This window comes from Intrasporangium sp. Soil_C_50 (assembly GCF_057656595.1).
Genome location: NZ_JBDGKB010000002.1, coordinates 100,950 through 120,980 on the forward strand (window position 1 = coordinate 100,950; position 20,031 = coordinate 120,980).

15 protein-coding genes are annotated in these 20,031 nt (G+C 72.7%); 5 read left to right on the top strand and 10 right to left on the bottom strand.

The genetic code is table 11. The features are described from left to right. Positions 1 to 296 precede the first annotated feature (296 nt). The 4 genes from AC3A5R_RS07930 to AC3A5R_RS07945 form a co-directional block, all read right to left on the bottom strand. Positions 297 to 3,281 (bottom strand): S8 family serine peptidase, encoded by a 2,985-nt coding sequence (locus AC3A5R_RS07930; protein WP_487620214.1) that lies wholly within the window; start codon positions 3,279 to 3,281, stop codon positions 297 to 299. A gap of 415 nt (positions 3,282 to 3,696) precedes the next feature. Further along, positions 3,697 to 5,226, bottom strand: a complete 1,530-nt coding sequence (locus tag AC3A5R_RS07935) for a helix-turn-helix domain-containing protein (RefSeq protein WP_487620215.1) — start codon at positions 5,224 to 5,226, stop codon at positions 3,697 to 3,699. Positions 5,227 to 5,344: 118 nt separating this feature from the next. Next, positions 5,345 to 6,205: an SDR family oxidoreductase gene (locus tag AC3A5R_RS07940; protein ID WP_487620216.1), complete on the bottom strand. Its 861-nt coding sequence runs from the start codon at positions 6,203 to 6,205 to the stop codon at positions 5,345 to 5,347. Beyond that, positions 6,202 to 6,675: a nuclear transport factor 2 family protein gene (locus AC3A5R_RS07945; RefSeq protein WP_487620217.1), complete on the bottom strand. Its 474-nt coding sequence runs from the start codon at positions 6,673 to 6,675 to the stop codon at positions 6,202 to 6,204. The genes AC3A5R_RS07940 and AC3A5R_RS07945 overlap by 4 nt, the downstream gene beginning before the upstream one ends. A 57-nt stretch (positions 6,676 to 6,732) precedes the next feature. On the opposite strand from AC3A5R_RS07945, the gene AC3A5R_RS07950 reads away from it, so the two are divergent. Beyond that, the gene (locus AC3A5R_RS07950; protein WP_487620218.1) at positions 6,733 to 7,386 is read left to right on the top strand and encodes a TetR/AcrR family transcriptional regulator; all 654 of its coding nucleotides are present in this window, start codon (positions 6,733 to 6,735) and stop codon (positions 7,384 to 7,386) included. Between the two features lie 57 nt (positions 7,387 to 7,443). Here the strand turns inward: AC3A5R_RS07950 and AC3A5R_RS07955 are convergent, their stop codons facing one another. The 4 genes from AC3A5R_RS07955 to AC3A5R_RS07970 all read right to left on the bottom strand — a co-directional run bounded on the left by AC3A5R_RS07955 (position 7,444) and on the right by AC3A5R_RS07970 (position 12,816). Beyond that, entirely contained in the window at positions 7,444 to 9,588 is a 2,145-nt protein-coding gene (locus AC3A5R_RS07955) for a 3-hydroxyacyl-CoA dehydrogenase NAD-binding domain-containing protein (protein ID WP_487620219.1), read from the bottom strand. Beyond that, positions 9,585 to 10,814: a thiolase family protein gene (locus tag AC3A5R_RS07960; protein WP_487620220.1), complete on the bottom strand. Its 1,230-nt coding sequence runs from the start codon at positions 10,812 to 10,814 to the stop codon at positions 9,585 to 9,587. Before AC3A5R_RS07960 ends, AC3A5R_RS07955 begins: the two co-directional genes overlap by 4 nt. Before the next feature lie 101 nt (positions 10,815 to 10,915). Further along, entirely contained in the window at positions 10,916 to 12,235 is a 1,320-nt protein-coding gene (locus AC3A5R_RS07965; RefSeq protein ID WP_487620221.1) for an HRDC domain-containing protein, read from the bottom strand. Further along, positions 12,232 to 12,816: a DUF3000 domain-containing protein gene (locus AC3A5R_RS07970; protein ID WP_323098565.1), complete on the bottom strand. Its 585-nt coding sequence runs from the start codon at positions 12,814 to 12,816 to the stop codon at positions 12,232 to 12,234. Before AC3A5R_RS07970 ends, AC3A5R_RS07965 begins: the two co-directional genes overlap by 4 nt. A 153-nt stretch (positions 12,817 to 12,969) precedes the next feature. Between AC3A5R_RS07970 and hemE the strand changes: the two genes are divergently transcribed. Together hemE and murJ are read left to right on the top strand one after the other, a co-directional pair. Continuing rightward, entirely contained in the window at positions 12,970 to 14,022 is a 1,053-nt protein-coding gene (gene hemE / locus AC3A5R_RS07975; protein WP_487620222.1) for a uroporphyrinogen decarboxylase, read from the top strand. Beyond that, positions 14,019 to 15,743, top strand: coding sequence for a murein biosynthesis integral membrane protein MurJ (gene murJ, locus AC3A5R_RS07980; protein WP_487620223.1), 1,725 nt, complete (start codon positions 14,019 to 14,021; stop codon positions 15,741 to 15,743). The genes hemE and murJ overlap by 4 nt, the downstream gene beginning before the upstream one ends. Before the next feature lie 40 nt (positions 15,744 to 15,783). Here the strand turns inward: murJ and AC3A5R_RS07985 are convergent, their stop codons facing one another. Next, positions 15,784 to 17,043 (bottom strand): DUF4349 domain-containing protein, encoded by a 1,260-nt coding sequence (locus tag AC3A5R_RS07985; protein ID WP_487620224.1) that lies wholly within the window; start codon positions 17,041 to 17,043, stop codon positions 15,784 to 15,786. A 113-nt stretch (positions 17,044 to 17,156) separates the two neighbouring features. Beyond that, positions 17,157 to 17,828 (bottom strand): DedA family protein, encoded by a 672-nt coding sequence (locus AC3A5R_RS07990; RefSeq protein ID WP_487620225.1) that lies wholly within the window; start codon positions 17,826 to 17,828, stop codon positions 17,157 to 17,159. Positions 17,829 to 17,912: 84 nt separating this feature from the next. On the opposite strand from AC3A5R_RS07990, the gene hemG reads away from it, so the two are divergent. Together hemG and hemQ are read left to right on the top strand one after the other, a co-directional pair. Next, positions 17,913 to 19,316 carry a protoporphyrinogen oxidase gene (gene hemG, locus AC3A5R_RS07995; protein WP_487620226.1) on the top strand — a complete coding sequence of 468 codons (1,404 nt, stop codon included), beginning with the start codon at positions 17,913 to 17,915 and terminating at the stop codon, positions 19,314 to 19,316. A 7-nt stretch (positions 19,317 to 19,323) separates the two neighbouring features. After that, positions 19,324 to 20,025, top strand: a complete 702-nt coding sequence (gene hemQ / locus AC3A5R_RS08000) for a hydrogen peroxide-dependent heme synthase (RefSeq protein WP_487620227.1) — start codon at positions 19,324 to 19,326, stop codon at positions 20,023 to 20,025. Positions 20,026 to 20,031 lie beyond the last annotated feature (6 nt).

The window sequence follows — 20,031 nt, forward strand, 5'->3', positions numbered from 1 at the left end:
GCTCGGGTCGGCCGCGAACACGCCGACGACAGTGGTCCTCCCCGGGGTCGACGCCTGTGGCGCAACGGTGCTGCCGCAACCGGCGAGCATCGCGACACCGGCCGATGCGACCAGTGGCCAGCGCAGCCGCCGCGCCCGTACCCGTGATGACGTACCCGCTCCGCCCATCAGCTCCCCCTGTGCCTTCGCGTCCTGAGTGTTCAGCAGGCCCCGCCACATACGTGGGTGGGACCTCTTGCCCTGCCGTGTGCCTGCTCCCGTCGGCCGGGAGCAGGCATACGGCAGGTGGCCAAGGCTCAGGCCAGGACCTTGTAGGTGATGACGAGGCGGACGTAGCTGATGTCGTAGTCGTTCTTGTAGTAGCGGTTGGGGACGAACACGGTCGTCTCGACGACCCTGGAGGAGCTGACAACGCCGGTCGGTGAGACCGAGCCGAGGGTGCGCCATGCGGTCGAGGTGCTCGTGTAGATCTCCGGGGTGAATGCGTAGTTGTCGGTGCCCCACTTGGTGAACCCCGCTGCGAGCTTCGACGTCGCCAATGAGTTGCCGTAGCTCTGCAGCTTCAGCGAGCTGTACCTCACCGCAGACGGCAGGGTGAACCGATAGACACCGCCCGCGATCTCAAGGCCGTAGTACGCGTCGCACGTGTTGGCCAGCCACAGCCCGTAGGGGCGGAAGTCGGACGAGGACAGGCTGGCCCACGAGCAGGAGTCGTCGCTGCCACCGGCGGACGTGAACTGCGAGCCCCTCTTGTTCAGGGTCGCGGTCTTGGTCACGAGTCGCTTGCTGCTGACGACGACCGAGTACCTCGCGGCGGCGCGCCGGTTGCCGGCGCGGTCCTGTGCGGTGAGCGTCCAGTAATACGTGCCGGCACCCACGAGGGATCCCGCGTTGTTCCGGCCGTTCCAGGTGATGCTCGTGCGGCCGGCGGCACGGCTGCCCGTGACGGTCCGGACGAGGCCACCCCCGCTCGTGCGCACGGTCAGGGTGACGGTCGCTGCCTCGCTGAGGGTGAGGGCGGGGGAGAACGTGTCCTTGTACGTGTCCGGGTAGGGATAGAAGCCGGTGCCGCTGCCTGTGATGGAGCTCATCGTGGGAGCGACCTGGTCGACCCGGACGTTGATGGCCGCGGCGCCGCGCAAGGTGCCTGAGGTCGTCGCCCGGGTCGTGACGAGCTCGACGCGGTACGTGCCACTCGTGGCACGGGCTCGGCTGTTGGTCAGGCCGTTCCAGACGAAGGACCGGGTGCCGACGCCCAGGGTCCCGAGGCTTGCGGGTCCCCGGATCACGGTGCCGGCGGCGTTGCGCACCTGGTACTTCACCGCTTCGGTATCGGGAAGGTAGTAGGTCAGCTTCGTCGTGTCGTACCGGCCGTCACCGTTCGGGCTGAACACGCTTGGACCGGCGGCGGTGAACCTCGGGTGCAGCGACTGGTTGCGGAACGTCACGGACGCGGAGACTGGCCCCGAGCACGCACCGGCCGCCGAGCAGCTGACCGCGGTGACGGTGTGGTTCCCGTCGGTCAGGGCGCTGACCGGGTAGGTGAACGCGTACGGAGCGCTGGTGTCGAGGCCGCGCCGCACGCCGTCGATGACGAAGCCGACCGCGCCACCGGGGGCCGTGGCGGTGAACGTGGCAGAGCCCGAAACTAGCTGAGACGCCCGCGGCGAGGTGATGACCGGGACCGCGTTGGTGACGTTGACGCCTGCCACAGCGCCGTTGCGGGCGCACAGGTCCTTGAGGCTGCAATCGACAGCGCGAAGCGTATGAGCGCCGTTGGCCGAGCCCCACGTGGACCAGCTGGTCCTGGCGGTGCCGGTGCTGGGGTCGGTGGCCACTGGAACGCCCAGCGGCGAGCCGTCGACGTAGAAGCGAATCTTGGGTGCGGTCGTGGCCGCGGTCACCGTGACCGCGCCCGAGACGCTCGCCCCGTCGGTCGGCTGTGTCAGGGCCGGCGTCGAGTCCGGCCGCAGGGCGTCCATGGCGGCCCGGAAGTCCACCTGGCCGGCTCCGAGGCCCAGACCCGCGTACCCATGGGCGGACGCGATGATGGCGGCGCGGACCTCGGCAGCGGTGGCGCCTGGGCTTCGGGACCACAGCAGAGCGGCTTCGGCCGCGACGAGCGGTGCGGAGAACGACGTGCCGCCTGCGGTGTCGTACTCCGGCTGGAAGAACGTGCTGCCGGCCACCGGCGACGTGCTGGTGATCGTGGTGCCGGGCGCTGCGACGGTCAGCCACGACCCGTACTGGGAGAACGGTGCCCGCTGGCCAGCGGCGTCGGTCGCACCGACCGCGACGACCTGTGGGTAGGCCGCGGGGTAGTGCGCCGTGGTCCCGCCGTCGTTGCCGGCGGCCGCGACGACCAGGACGCCCTTGCCCACGGCGTAGGCGACGGCGTCGGACTCGACCTGGTCGGGGCTGGTGCTGGACAGGCTCAGGTTGATGACGTTGGCGCCGTGATCCGCGGCCCAGATGATGCCGGCGGCCTCGGCGTCCGACCAGACCTGCCCGGCGGGGTCGGCCACCTTGACGGCCATGACGCTCGCGCCCATCGACGCGCCGGCGATGCCGATGGCGTTGTCCGCCGTGGCTGCGGCGACCCCGGCGACGAAGGTGCCGTGCCCGACCTCGTCGACGACGTCCGTGCTGGAGTCGACGGCGTTGTACGTGTCGGTGACCCGGCCGGCGAGGTCGGGGTGGGTGAGGTCGACGCCGCTGTCGATGACCGCGATCCGTACGGCCGCATCCCCTCGCTGGACGTCCCATGCGGTGGGGGCGTTGACTGCGTCGAGGTAGGGCGCGCTCGCGGCGTATCTCTCGTCGTTGGGCACGAACGTGAAGTTCTTGCGCCCGACGACGTCGACGCGCGTGACGTCGGAGCGCTTCCGCAGCTGCGCCGCGAGACCTGAGGCCGCACCCTTGGGCACCTCGAGGGAGAGGGTGCCCAGCTGACGCAGCGCGCGGCGCTGGACTCCGCCCTGCGCCTTCGCCGACCGGGCGACGTCGGCCAGGGACGTACCGGCACGGGATCCGCCACGCAGCTTGACGGAGAGGACCACCTTGCCTGAGTCCCCTTGCACCGCAAGGGCGCTCAGGCGCCCTGTGCCAACTCGGTGGGAGTGCGGCTGGCCCGGTGTCGGCCGTGCGTGCAGCTCGGCGAGCTGCTCCTGCTTGGACTCGGATGGGTCGGTGCCTGCGCTGGCGAAGGCCTGAGAGCCTGGCGGCAGCATGAGACCGAAGGTGACGGCAGCAGCGATGACGGCTCGGCGGCGTACGCCCATGAAAACCCCCTGTACGGCTCGCCGTGGCCGGTAGCTGGCGCCCGGGCGAGATCATGTCCCGCGCTGGGCAGCAGCGGGCGAACGGAAATGTAGCGCGCTCGTCCGACAGGCTGGGGCCAATTCACGGAATGCGCATTCCCGTCGATTTGCTGGTTTCGGGGGTGTGATTTTCGACGTCCCGATGCATGTCGCCCGGAAATGCGTGCAAAACGGTCAAATGGTCCGGAAATCTCACCGCTGCGGCCGGTGCTTCGTCACTACGCAGGGTGTGCGGGGTCGGTTGTCTGCCTGCGCACTGCATGAACACGCAACGATCACGGGCACGTCGGGCTTGCAGCCCTGGCCTCCCGCCAGATGGAGGAGGTGACGACAACGCAGCCCGGGCGTCTCTCGGGCCCGGGCTGCGCGTGTCGTCTCAGATGTCGCGGAAGACCTCGATCGTCGCGCCGAGGCGGTTGAGGCGCTCGGCGAGGTCCTCGTAGCCCCGGTTGATGACGTAGACGTTGCGCAGCACCGACGTGCCCGGAGCGGCCAGCATCGCGAGCAGGATGACGACGCCCGGACGCAGCGCCGGCGGGCACACGACCTCGGCCGCACGCCAGCGCGTCGGGCCCTCGACGATGACGCGGTGCGGGTCGAGCAGCTGGACGCGGCCGCCGACCTTGGTCAGCTCGGTGAGGTAGATGGCGCGGTTCTCGTAGACCCAGTCGTGGATCATCGTGCTGCCCTCGGCGACCGCTCCGATGAGCGCGAAGAAGGGCAGGTTGTCGATGTTGAGGCCGGGGAACGGCATCGGGTGGATCTTGTCGGTCGGCGCCTTGAGCGGCCCGGGGATCGTCGTGAGGTCGACGAGTCGCGTCTTGCCGTTGGCCGAGACGTACTCGGACGTGAGGTTGTACTTCATCCCCATGCCCTCGAGCGTCGCCAGCTCGATCTCGATGAACTCGATCGGCACGCGGCGGATCGTGATCGACGAGTCGGTGACGACCGCCGCCGCGATGAGGCTCATCGCCTCGATCGGGTCCTCGCTCGGCGAGTATTCGACGTCGACGTCGATGGCCGTGCGGCCGTGGACCGTGAGCGTCGTCGTCCCGATGCCCTCGATGCGCACGCCGAGCTTCTCGAGGAAGAAGCAGAGGTCCTGGACCATGTAGTTCGACGAGGCGTTGCGGATGATCGTCTGGCCCTCGTACCGCGCTGCGGCCATGAGGACGTTCTCGGTGACGGTGTCGCCACGCTCGGTGAGCACGATGGCGCGGCCCGGGTTGACCGAGCGGTCGCTGCGGGCCTCGTAGAAGCCGTGGGTCGCGGTGACCTCGAGCCCGAACTGGCGCAGGGCGCTCAGGTGCGGCTCGACGGTGCGGGTGCCGAGGTCGCAGCCGCCGGCGTAGGGCAGGCGGAAGCCCTCGTACTCGTGCAGCAGCGGGCCGAGGAACATGATGACGGTGCGGGTGCGGCGGGCGGCCGCGACGTCGATGCCGTCGAGGTCGAGACGGGCGGGCGGCACGATCTCGAGGTCGTTGCTGTCGGGCAGCCAGCGGGTGCGCACGCCGATCGAGGAGAGCACCTCGAGGATGCGGTTGACCTCCTCGATGCGGGCGAGGTTGCGCAGCGTCGTGCGGCCGCGGTTGAGCAGGGAGGCGCACAGGAGCGCGACCGCGGCGTTCTTGCTCGTCTTGACGTCGATCTCGCCGGACAGCTTCTGGCCGCCGACGATACGCAGGTGCTGCGGTCCGGAGTGGCCGAGGGAGACGAACTCGGAGTCGAGGGCGTCACCGATCTTGGCGAGGGTGTCCAGGCTGAGGTTCTGGCGGCCCTGCTCGATACGCGCGACGGCGCTCTGCGAGGTGCCGAGGAGCTCGGCGAGCTCGGACTGTGTCATCCCCTTGTGGCGTCGGGCGTCGCGGATGAGTCCGCCGATCCGGGTCAGGTAGGTCTGGGTCACGAGCGGCGACTCTAACTCATATATGAGATAGATGCACACAGGCTCGCCGCGCCTGACGGGGCCAGACGTGAAATCGGGGCGAATGGTATACCCCGGGACGGGCAGGCCCGTCCATGGCTCAGTGCGTCAGCGTCTCCGCGATCGGCGTCTGCGGAAGCCACGGGTGCTCGGCGTGGCCGGGCCCGGGGTCGGCCACGAGCGGGACGTGCTCCATGGTGAGGGTCTGCCGCGCCACGCGTGCCAGACCCGGACGGAAGGGGCGCAGGACGGTCCCGATGGCCCAGACCGCGGCGGTCGGCACGTGGCCGGGGTGGTGCCCGGCCGGCGTCACGAGTGCCGCGAGCTCGGTCTCGCTGAGGTTCTCGCCGGCCACCTCGACGACGCGTCCTCGAAGGGCGGGATCGATGCAGGCCCGCGCCACGGCTGCCGCCACGTCGTCGACCGACACGAAGTTCACCGGGTTGCGGCCCCTCCCCAGGACGCGCGGGACGCCCGAGGCGCCCGCGGTCGTGCGGAAGAGCTCGAGCCACATCTCGGCGAAGGCGGACGCGCGGACGATGGTCCAGTCGGGGGCGCCGGTGCCCGGGCCCTCGCGCAGCCAGCCCTCGGCAGCGGCCTTCATCCGGAACAGCTCGATCGGGTGGTCGGGTCGGGCGCCGATGATGGAGACGAGCACGATCTCGGCTCCCAGGGCCCTGGCGGCGGTGATGAGGGCGCGATTGCCGTCGCGGTCCACCCCCGCGGGCGACTCCCCGGCGTTCGGGTCCATGCCGTGCACGGCCGAGACGACGACCCGCGAGCCGGCCAGGGCGGACGGCAGCGACTCCGGGGCGCGGACGTCCGCGGCGACGAACTCGGTGCCGGGAACCGGCGTTGCCGGTGTGCTCCGGCCGACCACCCGTACCGCCCGGCCGTCCGCCACCAGCTGGGCGCACACGAGCCGGCCCAGCCGGCCGCTGCCACCCACCACGGTGATCATGACGGCACCCCCTGGGAGGGGACGCTGCTGCCGGTCCGCGCCGGAGGCGTCGGGGAGAGGCCGGCCATGGCGGCGAAGACGGCGTCGATGCCGGGTCCGCCCTCCTCGACCGGTGCGGCGTACATGCGGGCGCTGCGGATCTGCCCGCCCTCGACCCGCGCGATGAACACCGTCCGGGTCGTGATGTCGACGCCGTCGTGGCGCGTTCCCGCCTGTGTCGCCTCGAGCCAGAACCCGGTGTCGGTGACGACGCGGTCCTGGACCTCGAGGTGGATGTCGGGCACCGCCGCGAACATCGTCGACCAGTTCCTGCGTACCTGGGTCGCCCCCTCGAACGAGCGGGCCGGATGGACGGGGTCGGTCAGCCGGTAGTCCTCGGCGAAGCAGCTGACGAGCCGGTCGAGGTCGTGGTCGTTCACCGCGGTGACGAGACGGTCGAGGACGTCCAGGGAAGCGGAGTCGGTGTTCATGTCGTCATGCCCTCAATTCGATACAGTGCGCTGTATCCGATAAGAAGGATCCTCCCCGTGCCGAGCATCGTCAAGGGTTCCTCCGCCGAGGGGCCGCGCCGTCGTTACGACGCGTCCGGGCGGCGTGCGCGCTCCGCCGAACGCCGGTCCGCCGTGGTCTCGGCGGCCCGACACCGGTTCCTCGCCGACGGCTTCACGGCGACGACGATGTCCGGGGTCGCGGCGGAGGCCGGGGTGTCCGTCGAGAGCGTGTACAAGTGGTTCGGGTCCAAGGGTGGGCTGCTCGAGGCGGTCTGGCACCGGTCGCTCGCGGGGCCCGGGCCCGTGCACGCAGAACGCCGCAGCGACGCCGGCTCCCGGTCTGCCGCGGACGGCAGGGCCATCGTGCGCAACTGGGCGCGCCTTGCCGCCGAGGTGGGGGCGCTCGCCGACCCCGTCCACCGCCTTGTCGAGGCCGCAGCCGCCGTCGACCCCGAGGCCGCGGCGCTGTACGCGACGATCGAGAACGAGCGCGCTGCCCGCATGGAGCACAACGCGGCCTACCTCGTCGCCAATGGCCACCTGCGGTCGGACGTCACGCCGGGACAGGCGCGCGACGTCCTCATGCTCTACACCACCTTCTACGACCGACTCGTGACCCAGGGTGGCTGGACCCCCGAGGAGTTCACCCGCTTCGTCGAGCGCGGGCTCACGGCACACCTGCTCGACTGAACGACGCCTGGCGCCGGGAGGTCCGGCGGCAGGCGTCGTCAGGTGCGCGGATGGGCGTCAGCGCGGGGCGTCGGCCGCGCCAGGCGGCAGGAACCGCGTGCCGGTGACGCGCTCGGCGACGCCGGTGCGGTCCAGCAGCGGGGTGATGCCGCCGTTCCAGAACTGGAACCCGGCGCCGGTGATCATCGCGAGGTCGAGGTCCATGGGGGACTGGGCCACGCCCTCGTCGAGCATCCGACGGGCCTCGTCGGCGAGGACCGTGAGGACCCGCTCGCGCACCTGCGCGGCGTCGAGGACGACGGGCTCGGCCGGCTTCTCCACGAGCTCGGCGACCTCCGGGTCGAGGACGGGTCGCCCCGAGCTGAGGTCGTAGAACCCCGGCTTGCCCGCGGCGACGACGCGCTGCAGCGTCGGCGAGGCGTAGAAGCGGTCCGGGAACGCGCGCACCAGGGTCTCGCCGTTGTGCAGCGCGATCGCCGGCCCGACGAGCCCGATGAGGACGAACGGCGGCATCGGCGCTAGTCCCGCGAAGGCACGGTCGACGACCTCGATCGGGGTGCCCGCGTCGAGCACCCGCGCCGCCTCGCCCATGAACCGGCCCAGGAGCCGGTTGACGATGAACGAGGGGCGGTCCGCGGCGAGGACGCACGTCTTGCGCAGCGCCTTGCCCACGGCGAAGCCGGTGGCGAGCGTCGCCTCGTCGGTGGCCTCGCCGGGGATCACCTCGAGCAGGGGCATGACGGCGACCGGGTTGAAGAAGTGCAGCCCGATGACGCGTTCCGGGTGATCGAGCCGCGAGGCCATCTCGGCGATCGACAGGCTCGAGGTGTTCGTCGCGAGGACGCACTCGGGCGACACGACGGCCTCGACCTCGGCGAAGACCTGCTGCTTGACGCCCATCTCCTCGAAGACCGCCTCGATGACGAGGTCCGCGTCGGCGAAGCCGGCCTTGTCCGCAGCCCCGGTGACGAGCGCCTTGTAGCGGTTGAGGCGGTCCGGGTTCAGCCGGCCCTTCGCAGCGAGCTTGTCGAGCTCGGCGTGCACGTAGCCGACGCCCTTGGCCACCCGGGCCTCGTCGACGTCGGTGAGCACGACCGGCACCTGGAGCCGCTGGACGAACAGCAGGGCCAGCTGGCTGGCCATGAGGCCCGCACCGACGACACCGACCTTCGTCACCGGGCGCGCGAGCGCCTTGTCCGGTGCGCCCGCCGGGCGCTTGGCCCGACGCTGCACGAGGTCGAACGCGTAGAGCCCGGCGCGCAGCTCGTCGCTCATGACGAGGTCGGCGAGGGCCTCGTCCTCGGCGGCGAAGCCCTGCTCGCGGGTGGCGGTGCGCGCCGCCGAGAGCAGGTCGAGCGCCGCGTACGGGCTGCGGGCCTGGCGCCCGGTCTTGACGTCGGCGGTGGCGCGGGCCTTGGCGATCGCGCCCTCCCAGCGCTGCTCGTCGCGGTCCACCTCCGGGCGCTGCACGACGACCTCGCCACGCACGACGGCCGAGGCCCACGCCAGCGACTCCTCCAGGAAGTCGGCCGGCTCGAAGAGGGCGTCCGCGAGACCGAGCCGGTACGCGTCGACGCCCTTGAGCATCCGGTTCTGGCTCAGGGGGTTCTCGATGACGACGGTCAGGGCCTTCTCGATGCCGACGAGGTTCGGCAGCATCCAGCAGCCGCCCCAGCCCGGGACGAGGCCGAGGAAGACCTCCGGCAGGGCCACGGCCGGCACGCCGGCGCTCAGGGTGCGGTACGTCGCCGACAGGGCGAGCTCGACACCCCCGCCCATGGCCGCGCCGTTGACGAAGGCGAAGGTCGGCACGGGCAGGTCGGAGAACGCCGAGAAGGCGGCGTGACCGGCGCGGGCGATCTCGAGGGCCTGCTCGCGGTCGCGGACGTGCGGGATGCCGGTGAGGTCGGCACCGACGGCGAAGACGAACGGCTTGCCGGTGACGCCGGCGGCGACGATCTCGCCGGCCTCCTCGCGCTCGCGCAGCCGGGCGATGGCGGCCGTCAGCTCGGCGACGCCCTGCGGGCCGAAGCTGTTCGGCTTGGTGTGGTCGAAGCCGTTGTCGAGCGTGATGAGCGCCAGGGTGCCGCCTCCGGCGGGCAGCTCGACGTCGCGCACCTTGGCGTGCGTCACGACCTCGCCGGCGAACCCCGTTGCGGCACTCGCCTTGTCGGTTGTGGGCTTGTCGGTCGTGGTGGTCACGCGACCTCCTCCTGGGTGCTGGCGGGCACGTAGTCGGTGTGGTGCGGGTTCTCCCAGATCACCGCGCCGCCCATGCCGATGCCGATGCACATCGCGGTGAGGCCGTACCGCACCTCCGGGTGGGCCTCGAAGTGGCGGGCGAGCTGCGTCATGAGGCGCACGCCGGAGCTGGCCAGCGGGTGGCCCGTGGCGATGGCGCCGCCGTACTCGTTGACGCGCGGGTCGTCGTCGGCGATGCCGAAGTGGTCGAGGAACGCGAGCACCTGCACGGCGAACGCCTCGTTGAGCTCGAAGAGGCCGATGTCCTCGATGTCCAGCCCCGCCTTGGAGAGGGCCTTCTCCGTGGCGGGCACGGGGCCGACGCCCATGACCTCCGGCTCGACGCCGACGAAGCTGTAGGACACGAGACGCATCCGGACGGGCAGCCCGAGCTCGGACGCCGCGGCCTCCGAGGCGAGCAGGCACGCCGTGGCGCCGTCGTTGAGGCCGGCGGCGTTGCCCGCGGTGACGTTGCCGTGCGGGCGGAACGGCGTCTTGAGGGCGGCGAGGTCCTCGACGGTGGTGCCGGGCCGCGGTGGCTCGTCGGTCGTGGCCAGGCCCCACGCGTCGTCACCGTCGCGGACCGCGACGCTGACGAGGTCGCGCTGGATGCGCCCGTCGGCGTACGCGGCGGCGAGCTTGTCCTGGCTGGCGACGGCGAACGCGTCGGCCCGCTCCTTCGTCAGCTGCGGGAAGCGGTCGTGGAGGTTCTCGGCCGTCTTGCCCATGACGAGCGCGTCGGGGTTGACGATCTTCTCGGCGATGATCCGCGGGTTCGGGTCGACGCCCTCGCCCATCGGGTGGCGCCCCATGTGCTCGACGCCGCCGGCGATCGCGACGTCGTAGGCGCCGAAGGCGATCGAGGAGGCGGTGTTCGTCACGGCGGTCATGGCGCCGGCGCACATCCGGTCGACCGAGTAGCCGGGCGTCGTGTTCGGCAGGCCCGCGAGCAGCGCCGCGGTGCGCCCGAGCGTCAGGCCCTGGTCGCCGATCTGCGTCGTGGCCGCGATGGCGACCTCCTCGACGCGGTCCTTGGGCAGGTCGGGGTTGCGGCGCAGGAGCTCGCGGACGCACTTGATGACGAGGTCGTCGGCACGGGTGTGGGCGTACATGCCCTTCTCACCGGCCTTGCCGAACGGCGTTCGCACGCCGTCGACGAAGACGACCTCCTGGAGCTGACGGGGCACGAGGCCTCCTCGGTCGTGGACAGGGGTGGGCGGCGTGAAGCCGCTCCCTCGATCCTACTGCCGGGTAACTTTCCCGTCCGTGCCGGCGGGCGTGAGCCACCTCACCGTGGGTGCTCCGTGCATGCCACGGCCACGAGGGGGGCGGCGATGCGGGTCTGCCAGTGTCGCGCCCCCATCGACTCGAGGGCATCCGCGATCTCGTTCGTGGACGGCGCAGCCGGGCCCTCCCAGAGGAAGCGACGCAGCAGGTCGGGGGTCAGCAGGTTCTCGACGGGAATCGCCAGCTCGCCTGACACGGCGGTCAGCAGCTCGCGCGCCCGGGCCAGGCGTCCGGCTGCGACGGGGTCGCGGTCGGCCCACGCCTTGGGCGGCGGGGGACCGGTGGGCGGCAGGGTCAGTGGCGGGAGGTCGTCCTCGGGCAGCGCGAGCGCGCGGGCCACGGCCTCGATGATCGCCTCCTGGTTGCGGCGGATCGAGCGGGCCAGGCGCGGGTCGGACGACCCGACCGAGCGGGGCGGGGTCGTGGCACGGGCGTTGGCCACCGCGATCTCGCTGATGGCGGCGTCGGGCAGGACCCGCCCGGGGGAGACGTCACGCTGCTGGGCCACGGCGTCGCGCCAGAACCAGAGCTCGCGCACCACGGCCACGCCGCGCCGCCCGCGCACCCGGTGCATTCCCGACGTGCGCCGCCACGGGTCGACGCGCGGCTCGGGTCCGGTGAAGGACAGCAGGCTCTCGAACTCCTCGGTGGCCCAGGCTCCCTTGCCCTGACCGTCGAGGTCGGCGGCCACCGCGTCGCGCAGGTCGGCGAGCACCTCGACGTCGAGGGCGGCGTAGCGCAGCCACGGCTCGGGCAGCGGTCGGGTGGACCAGTCGACCGCAGAGTGCTCCTTGGCGAGCTGGAGGCCGAGGTAGTGCTCGACCATGGCGCCGAGGCCGACGCGCGGCAGGCCGGCGAGACGACCGCCGAGCTCGGTGTCGAAGAGCGCGTGCGGACGCAACCCGACCTCGGTGAGGCACGGGAGGTCCTGGGTGGCTGCGTGCAGGATCCACTCGGCCTCGCCGATGGCCTCCTGCAGCGGGGAGAGGTCGGGGCAGGCGACGGGGTCGACGAGCCAGGTGCCGGCGCCCTGGCGTCGTAGCTGGACGAGGTAGGCGCGCTGGCCGTACCGGTAGCCGGACGCGCGCTCGGCGTCCATCCCGATCGGGCCGGTGCCGCCGGCGATGGCTTCCGCCGCGCGTACGAGGGTGCGCTCGTCGGTGACGACGTCGGGCACGCCGTCGCGCGGGTGCAGCAGCGGCGTCGGTTCGATGGTGTCGGTGGACGTGGCCGCAGCGGTGGCCGCCGGCTCGTTCGTCGTCGCCGCGGGAGCGAGGTCGGACGCCGGTTCGGTGCCGGTGTGCTCGGCGTGCGCCGTCACCGGCGCTGCCCCGGCAGGGGGACGACGCCGTCGGGAAGCGGCGGGATGCCCGCGATGGTGCAGAGCATGTCCGCCCAGGCGCGCAGGTGCTCGACGACGTCACCGGCGGTCGGCGTCCACGACGCCCGGATCTCCATCTCGACGCTCGCCTCGCGGTCGGCCAGGCCGCCGAAGCTCTCGCTGACGACCCTCGTCACGGTGCCGGCCTCGGCGGTCCACGCCAGTCCACGCCCAGCGAGGGAGTCGCTGAGCCACGACCACCCGACCGCTCCGAGCATCGGGTCACCGGCGAGCTCGGGCTCGAGCTCGGCCCGGGCGAACGTCACGACGCGCCACTGGCCGTCCCACGTGTCGGGGGCCGCGGGGTCGTGCAGGAGGACGAACCGACCGGTGGCGAGGTCCTCCTCGGGGTCGGCGACGTCGATGACGTCGGCGGTCAACGCGGCTGCATAGGGCGCGATGCGCGTCGGGGCCGGCACCTCCGTGAGGCGCACCTCCGAACGCAGCCGGACGTCGCGCAGGGCGGTCAGCGTCCTCGCAAAAACCGCCCCGTGGCCTCCCGGCAACGTTCTCGTGTGCACCAGATGAGGGTAAGCCGGGAGCCCCGGATCTGTCTCAGGGCACGCCGGGGCGTTCCGGGCAGGTCGGCACAGTCTGCGCAGGCGTCACTCCTGTCACCACCGCGCCCGTCGTGGCGGGCCGGGGCACCGCCGTGCACATGGCAGGATTGACCGGTGCCGACGTATGCCCCTGCTGCCACGCGACAGAGCGACCTCGTGCGAGCCGCGCGCCGCGAGCCGGTCGGGCGCACCCCGGTGTGGTTCATGCGCCAGGCCGGGCGATCGCTGCCCGAGTACCGCGCCGTCCGCGAGGGCGTGCCGATGCTCGAGTCGTGCATGCGCCCCGAGCTCGTCACCGAGATCACGCTCCAGCCCGTGCGCCGCCACGGCGTCGACGCCGCCATCTTCTTCAGCGACATCGTCGTGCCGCTCAAGGCCATCGGCGTCGACCTCGACATCGTGCCCGGCGTCGGTCCGGTCGTGGCCCGCCCGATCCGATCGCACGCCGACCTCGACCAGCTCGTGCCGCTGACCGCCGACCACGTCCCCTACGTCACGGAGGCCGTACGCCTGCTCGTGGCCGAGCTCGGCGAGACGCCGCTCATCGGCTTCGCCGGTGCCCCGTTCACCCTCGCGTCCTACCTCGTCGAGGGCGGGCCCTCGAAGAACCACGAGAAGACCAAGGCCCTCATGCACGGCGACCCGCAGCTGTGGGACGCCCTGTGCGCGCGGCTCGCCCAGATCTCCGGTGAGTTCCTGAGTGTGCAGGTGCAGGCCGGCGCCAGCGCCGTCCAGCTGTTCGACTCATGGGCCGGCGCCCTCTCGCGCGCCGACTACAAGGCCCGGGCGATGCCGCACTCCGCCGTTGCGCTCGGGGCCGTCGCCGACCTCGACGTGCCCCGCATCCACTTCGGCGTCGGCACCGGAGAGCTGCTGACGCTCATGGGCGAGGCCGGCGCCGACGTCGTCGGCGTCGACTACCGCGTCTCGCTCACCGACGCCGTCGAGCGGCTGGGGCCCCGCTACGCCGTCCAGGGCAACCTCGACCCGGCGCTGCTCTTCGCCCCGTGGGAGGCCCTGGAGCGACGCGTCCGCGAGATCGTCGACGAGGGTCGCCACGCGCCTGGCCACGTCTTCAACCTCGGCCACGGCGTCCCGCCGAACACCGACCCCGACGTGCTGACGCGGGTCACCGAGCTCGTCCACGAGCACTCGAGCCGCCGATGACGGCGCCCGCACCGGAAGCACCTCGCGACGCCGCGCCCGGCCTCGAGCCGGAGTCGGCCCCGTCGGTCGCGCGCTCGAGCCTGACGATGTTCGGCGGCTCGATCGCCTCGCGCGTCCTCGGCACGGTCCGGGCCGCCCTCATCACCGCGATCATCGGCGCCAGCCTCGCCGGAGACGCGTTCTCGCTGGCCAACACGCTGCCCAACGTCCTCTACATGCTCGCGGCCGGCGGCATCCTCAACGCCGTCCTCATCCCGTCGCTCTCGCGCGCCATGCGCCTGCCCGACGGTGGGCAGGAGTTCACCGACCGCGTCATCACCCTCGCCCTCGTCGGCATGGCGGTCATCACCGTCCTCGTGACGGCCGGGGCCGGCCTCTTCGTGTGGATGCTCGCCGGCACCAGCGAGCCGAGCGTCAAGCAGCTCGCGCTCGCCTTCTCCTACATCACGCTGCCGCAGATCTTCTTCTACGGCCTCTTCGCCCTGCTCGGTCAGATCCTCAACGCACGGGGCAAGTTCGGCGCCTTCGCGTGGGCGCCGTTCATGGCCAACATCGTCGCCGTCACCGGCCTCGTCGTGTTCATCGTCATGTACCCGGCGCCGCGCCAGTTCCACAACGGCCAGCCCTTCCCGCGCACCCCGGAGCAGTGGACGCCGGGCATGATCTGGCTCTTCGCGGGATCGGCCACGATCTCGGTCGTCGTGCAGGCGCTGTCGCTCGTCCCGGCGCTGCGCGGAACCGGGTTCCGCTACCGGCCGCGGTGGGGGATCCGCGGCGCCGGTCTCGGCGGGGTCAGCCGCCTCGCCGTCTGGGCCTTCGTCGGCCTCGTCGTGTCACAGCTCGGCTTCTTCGTCAGCCAGGGCGCGCTCAACCACGCCGTGGCGCGGGTGCCCGGGAACGTCCCGGTCGGTGGCCCGGCCGTGTACGGCATCGCCTTCACGATCTTCATGCTGCCGCACGCGTTCGTGACCGTCTCGATCATCACCGCGCTCTTCCCGCGTCTGTCGGCTGCCGCCGCGGGCGGCCGCGTCGAACGGATGCGCGACGACATCCGCACCGGCATCGCCCTGCCGCTCGTCGTCAACGTCGCGGTCATGGCGTTCGTCATGGTCGAGGCCGAGCCGATCATCGCCCTGCTCAACCCCGGCCTCAACCTCGGCTCGGTCGAGACCGCGGCCATCACCCTCGTCGTCATGATCCTCGGGATCGTGCCCTTCGGCATCGACCTGCTCTGCTACCGCACCCTCTTCGCCCTCGAGGACGGACGCCCGACGTTCGTCATGCAGGTGCTGCTCACCGGCACGAGCATGCTCGCACTCGGCGTCACGTTCCTCGTGCCGCCGCAGTACGCCGTGGCGGTCATGGCGTTCGGGCAGACCCTCGGCAACGTCGTCAGCTGCGCCTACGGCCTGCGGGCCTGCCGCACCCGCGTCGGACCGCTCGGCGGGGCGGCGGTCATGGACACCGCGGCCCGCGTCGGGGTCGCCGCGCTCGTGGCGGGCCTGCTCGCCTTGGGCACCCACAACGTCCTCGCGCCGATCCGCGTGTACGCCGCCGAGGGCGAGGGCACGACGGCCATCGGCCGGATGATCGCCAACGCCGTCGAGATCGGCCTGGTCGGCGTGGTCTTCACGGCCGTCTACGTCGGCGTGGCCCACGTGCTGCACGTCCGCGAGGTCCGCGACGTCGCGGCGCTCGTGCGTCGACGCGTCGGCCGCTGACGCGCGTCCGTCCCGACGCCGGTCAGCGGCCGCACGCGCCTCAGTCGTCGGACGCGGGTGCCGGCGCCCCGCCGGGGGGGCCCGCCGGGTTCGGCGTGCCCTGGCCCCCGACGCCGCCGGTCGCGGTCGTCGACGACCTTCCCACCGACCCGGCCGGGGACGCCGTCCCCGCCGTCGCGAGGGCCGGCAGCGGGGAGCCGGCGGTGCGGCGGCGACGGAGCCGGAGCACGACGAGCGCGCCGAGGCCGATGACGACGATCCACGGCAGCAGCGCCGCGAGGCCGGTGACGATGACGGTGGCCGAGGTGAGCAGGCCCTCCCACGCGCCGCGCAGCCGTGAGGTGACGTCGTCACCGGTGGCGGCCACGACCGGTGTCGTCGCCGCGGTCCACATCGTCAACGTGACGTCGCTGTACGTCGTGCGACGCTCGAGGTCGGCCAGGCGCCGCACGAGCGAGTCGAGGTCGGCCTGGCGCCGGCTCAGCTCGCTCTCGAGCAGGACGACCTGCTGGAGGTCGGTCGCCTTGGCGAGCAGGGCCCGCACGCGGGTGATGCTGTCGCGGGCCGGCTGCACCCGCGCCTGGGCATCGGCATAGGTCTCGGTGACGTCCTCGCTCTGCGACGAGCGGTAGGACACCGAGCCGAGGCCGGACAGGTCGGTCAGGACGCCGTCGAGCTTGTCGGCCGGGATGCTCAGCACCATGCGGGCCTCGTCGACGCCGACCGGCTGCGCCGCGAGGGAGTTCTCGGACGAGGTGCCGGAACCGGTCGAGCCGGGGGAGGGGACGCGGTCCGGCGGCCCGTAGAGGCCGGTCGGGTCGGTGGCCGTGACGACGTTCTCGAAGGTCACGACGCCGCCCGCCTCCGACGTGGCCACCCGCGCCCGGGCGCTCGCGGTGGCGAGGTCCCCGACCTTGACGCCGAGCCACGCCGTCCGTGCGAGCCGGACCCCGAGATCGGTGGGCAGCGCGTCGAGCACCGACGACCCCGTGGCTCCGGCGCCGTTCGACCCGCTCGAGCCGTTGGTGCCCGACGATGCACCGGACCCCGTGGACGCGCCCCGGGCCAGCCCCTTGCCCTCACCGGGGGCCTGGGGCAGGCCCGCGCTGCCGGAGCCGGTGTCGGAGCCGAACGAGCCGCGCGCCGACGTGCTCGACGTGGCACCGCGGCCGAGGACGGTCAGTCCGACCGGCACGGCGAGGGCGAGCACCGCGACGGCGACGAGTGCGGCGGCGACCCACCGTCGTCGAGCGGCCGGGACGCGGTCGACGAGGGGGCGCAGGCGGGCGAACGGGTCCATGGCGAGCCTTCCGACGGGTCGCCCGGACCGGTGGCCCTTCCGGCCACATCCGCGGCGACGTCCTGACCGGTAGACACGGACGCACCCCCGAACGTTGCGGGCGGCTCTGCGGCTCAGGCGTCGTCGCGGTCGACGGTGGCGACGCGGCTGCGACGCACGTGCCGGACCACGAGCCACCCGAGCAGGCCGGCGGCGGCCGACAGGACGACCCAGTCGAGCAGGCCCGAGTACTCCTCGACGAGCTCGTAGCGGGACCCGAGCGCCCAGCCCAGTCCGATGAGCGTGCCGTTCCACACGGCGCTCCCGAGGACGGTCATGAGGCTGAACCGGCCGAGCGGCATCCGCACCGCCCCGGCGGGCAGGGAGACGAGGCTCCGCACCCCCGGGACGAGACGCCCGAAGAGCACCGAGCGCCGTCCGTGCGCCATGAACCACTGGGTGGCGCGGAGGAAGTCCTCGCGGTCGACGAGCGGCAGCCGGGCGAGCAGGTCGATGGCGCGGTCCGGGCCCAGGCGGGCCGCGAGCAGGTAGAGGACGAGCGCACCGGCGTACGCGCCGAGCGTGCTCGCGACGAGCAGCAGGAACAGGTTGAGCTCGCCCTGCCGGGCGATGAACCCGGCGAGCGGCAGCACGACCTCACTCGGGATCGGGGGCACGACCGTCTCGACGAGGGTGAGCACGCCGACGCCGACCTCACCCAGCGCGGCGATGACGCGTGCCGCGACGCCGACCAGACCGGACAGCTCGGCGGCACCGTAGGTCTCCGGGGCGGCCTGCGCGGTCATCTCCCCATCCTCACATTCGCGCCCGGTGGACCCCGGCCCCGCCCCCGCGCTCGCGGCCGAGGTACGGAGTGCGACAGTGGGCGCATGGGGCGCAGGAGCGTGGCGGTCGTCGGTGGCGGGATCAGCGGGCTCGCGGCCGCGTGGGAGCTGGCTCGAGCGGCCGGCGACCTCGACGTCACGGTGCTCGAGTCGACCGACCGGGTGGGAGGCAAGCTGCGCCTGGCCGACGTCGGGGGGATCGCCGTCGACGTCGGCGCCGAGTCGGTGCTCGCCCGCCGACCCGAGGCGCTCGCCCTCGTCGAGGAGCTGGGCCTCTCGGGCCGCCTGGCCCACCCGGCCGCCGTCGGGGCCTCGGTCGTCGCGGGCGGCCGGCGCCGGCCACTGCCCAAGGGCACCCTCATGGGCGTTCCCTCCGACCCCGACTCCCTGCACGGGCTGCTGTCCGACGCCGAGGTCGCGCGGGTGCGGGCCGAGCACCCCGTCCCCTCCGGCGGTGCCGACATCTCCGTCGGCGACCTCGTCGACGCGCGCCTCGGCCCGGCCGTCACCGACCGCCTCGTCGAACCCCTCCTGGCCGGGGTGTACGCCGGCCACGCCCGCGCGATCTCCGCGGAGGCGGCGGTCCCGGCGCTGGCCAGGGCCGCGCGCGAGGGACGCTCCCTCCTCGAGGTCGCACGGGAGGCCGCCTCGGCCGCCGTGACATCGGCCGGGCGACCGGTCTTCGCCACCCTCGAGGGCGGCCTCGGCACGCTCCCTGCGGCGTTGGCCGACGCGCTCGTGGACGCCGGCGTGCGGCTGCGGACAGGCGCGGTGGTGCGCCGGCTGCGCGCCGACGGCGCCGGCTGGGTCATCACGACCGGCCCCACGACGGCGGAGGTGGACGAGCGGTTCGACGCCGTCGTCCTCGCGACCCCCGCCCGGCCCACCGCGCGCCTGCTCGCCGACGTGGCCCCCGACGCCGCCGCGGCCCTGGCCGGCATCGAGTACGCGTCGATGGCGATCGTCACCCTCTGCCTCGACGGACCGCCCCCCTCGGTGCTCGAGGGCAGCGGCTTCCTCGTGCCGCCGACCGAGCCCCTGTCGATCAAGGCCTCGACGTTCAGCACCGTCAAGTGGCCCTGGCTGGCGCGCGCGCACCCGGACCGGACGTTCCTGCGCGCCTCGCTCGGCAGGCACCGCGACGAGGCGACGCTGCAGCGCTCCGACGACGACCTCGTGGCCACGGCGGTCGCCGACCTGCACCGTGTGCTCGGCGACGGCCTGCCCGACCCGAGTGCGGTCCACGTGCAGCGCTGGGGCGGCGGTCTGCCGCAGTACGCCGTCGGTCACATGGCTCGCGTCGGGGCGGCTCGCCGTCTGCCCCCGGGGGTCGCCGTCTGCGGTGCCGCCTACGACGGGGTCGGCATCCCGGCCTGCATCGGCTCGGGGCGCGCGGCCGCCCGCGCGGTCCTGACCCGGTGGCCGGACCCCGCGGGCGCCTTGGGATGATGAGGCCATGAGCGAGCGCCTGACCCCGTCCCGGATGCGGGAGATCAACGACACGATCCGCTACAGCATGTGGTCGGTGTTCGCGTCGGCCACGCCGCTCGGCGACGACCGTGATGCCATGCTCGCCGAGCTCGGGGGCTTCCTCGCCGAGATCGCCACCGAGGGCGTCGTGGTCCGGGGCCTGTACGACGTCGCCGGCCTGCGCGGCGACGCCGACCTCATGGTCTGGTGGCACGCCGAGTCGATCGAGCAGCTGCAGTCGGCCTACCACCGGCTGCTGCGCACCGAGCTCGGCCAGCACCTCGAGCCGGTCTGGAGCTCGGCGGCCCTGCACCGCCCGGCCGAGTTCAACAAGAGCCACATCCCGGCGTTCATGGCCGAGGAGGAGACGCGCCAGTACCTCTGCGTCTACCCGTTCGTGCGCTCCTACGAGTGGTACCTGCTCGAGGACTCCGAGCGGCGCGACCTGCTGCGCGAGCACGGCCAGATGGCGCGCGACTACCCCGACGTGCGCGCCAACACCATCGCCTCGTTCGCGCTCGGCGACTACGAGTGGCTCCTCGCCTTCGAGGCCGACGAGCTCCACCGCATCGTCGACCTCATGCGCGAGCTGCGTGCGTCCCGCGCCCGGCTGCACGTGCGCGAGGAGGTCCCGTTCTTCACCGGGCCACGGATCGAGCCCGCGCAGCTCGTCGCCAACCTGCGCTGAGGCGCA

What these genes read in the sequence shown, in the direction of transcription:
- hemG (WP_487620226.1), top strand. Translation starts at nt 17,913, where the DNA reads ATGGGGCGCAGGAGCGTGGCGGTCGTCGGTGGCGGGATCAGCGGGCTC.
- AC3A5R_RS07990 (WP_487620225.1), bottom strand. Translation starts at nt 17,828, where the DNA reads ATGACCGCGCAGGCCGCCCCGGAGACCTACGGTGCCGCCGAGCTGTCC.
- AC3A5R_RS07930 (WP_487620214.1), bottom strand. Translation starts at nt 3,281, where the DNA reads ATGGGCGTACGCCGCCGAGCCGTCATCGCTGCTGCCGTCACCTTCGGT.
- hemQ (WP_487620227.1), top strand. Translation starts at nt 19,324, where the DNA reads ATGAGCGAGCGCCTGACCCCGTCCCGGATGCGGGAGATCAACGACACG.
- AC3A5R_RS07940 (WP_487620216.1), bottom strand. Translation starts at nt 6,205, where the DNA reads ATGATCACCGTGGTGGGTGGCAGCGGCCGGCTGGGCCGGCTCGTGTGC.
- murJ (WP_487620223.1), top strand. Translation starts at nt 14,019, where the DNA reads ATGACGGCGCCCGCACCGGAAGCACCTCGCGACGCCGCGCCCGGCCTC.
- AC3A5R_RS07985 (WP_487620224.1), bottom strand. Translation starts at nt 17,043, where the DNA reads ATGGACCCGTTCGCCCGCCTGCGCCCCCTCGTCGACCGCGTCCCGGCC.
- AC3A5R_RS07945 (WP_487620217.1), bottom strand. Translation starts at nt 6,675, where the DNA reads ATGAACACCGACTCCGCTTCCCTGGACGTCCTCGACCGTCTCGTCACC.